Below are 1129 nucleotides of genomic sequence, written 5' to 3'. Positions count from 1 at the left end.
TGTTATGTCTCAAGAGATGGGTGACAGTTCTGCATCAGGACATCGGTGACAGTGTGGGGCGTCTTGGTGGTGACACTTCCCGACTGTGATTGAGGGGTGAGCAGAAACGAACCCGTTGATCCCCGCGTCCGCCTCGCTATCTCTCGATGGCCCGAAGATGCTCCCCGCGGAACGGTCTCCACGTTCTGCGCCGAGCACGACATCTCCCGCAAGACGTTCTACGCTCTGCGTGCCCGCGCTCGTGAAGAGGGCCCAGCCGCGGTGCTTCAACCACGCTCCCGGAAGCCGCACTCCTCCCCATCCCGGATCAGCGACAAGCTCAAGGACCAGGCCATCGAGGTACGAGCGGCCTTGGAAGCCTCCGGACTCGACCACGGCCCGATCAGCGTGCATGACCGGATGCACAGCATGGGCCTGGGCACCCCCTCGATCGCTGCTCTGGCCAGGACCTTCCGCGAACGAGACGTAGCTCGCCTGCAACCACGCAAGAAGCCGCGAGCGGCATGGCGACGCTTCGTCTACCCCGCACCGAACGCGTGCTGGCAGCTCGATGCCACCGAGTACGTCCTGACCCGCGGCCGCAAATGCGTGATCTTCCAACTCCAAGACGACCACTCACGTCTCGCTGTTGCCTCGATTGTCGCTGGTGGTGAGACCAGCCGTGCCGCAGTGGCCGTCTTCAACAAGGGCGTACGCGCATACGGGGTACCGCAACGGCTGCTGACGGACAACGGGGTGGCGATGAACCCCTCACGCCGCGGCTGGACCGGAAGACTCGTCACACGCGCCACGAGTCTGGGAGTCGAGACGATCACGGGAAAACCGTACAAGCCGACGACCCAGGGCAAGAACGAACGCTTCCACCAGACACTCTTCCGCTGGCTCGACAAACAACCGATAGCCGACTCCGTGCGGGTGCTGCAGGGTCTCGTCGATGAGTTCGACATCATCTACAACACGCAGCGACCGCATCAGGGACTGCCCGGACGGATCACGCCGCAGCAGGCGTGGGACACCACCCCGATCGCTGACTCGCCCCGACCACCACCCACAGCTGTCGAGATGCCCGTACCCGCACCCCTCGAGCAGTCCTCGACCCCGGCTGCGACGCCGGTTCCCGCGCCGCTGT

Annotated in this window: 1 protein-coding gene; it reads left to right on the top strand. The window is 64.5% G+C overall.

What is annotated here, in order from left to right; translation table 11 throughout:
- Positions 1 to 138 precede the first annotated feature (138 nt).
- The coding region (locus BSP109_RS16735; RefSeq protein ID WP_257944764.1) for an integrase core domain-containing protein at positions 139 to 1129 on the top strand (991 nt) is incomplete at its 3' end.

The organism is Brevibacterium sp. Mu109, assembly GCF_900169375.1.
Classification (GTDB): domain Bacteria; phylum Actinomycetota; class Actinomycetes; order Actinomycetales; family Brevibacteriaceae; genus Brevibacterium; species Brevibacterium yomogidense_A.
This window is presented reverse-complemented; position numbering and strand designations above follow the sequence as displayed.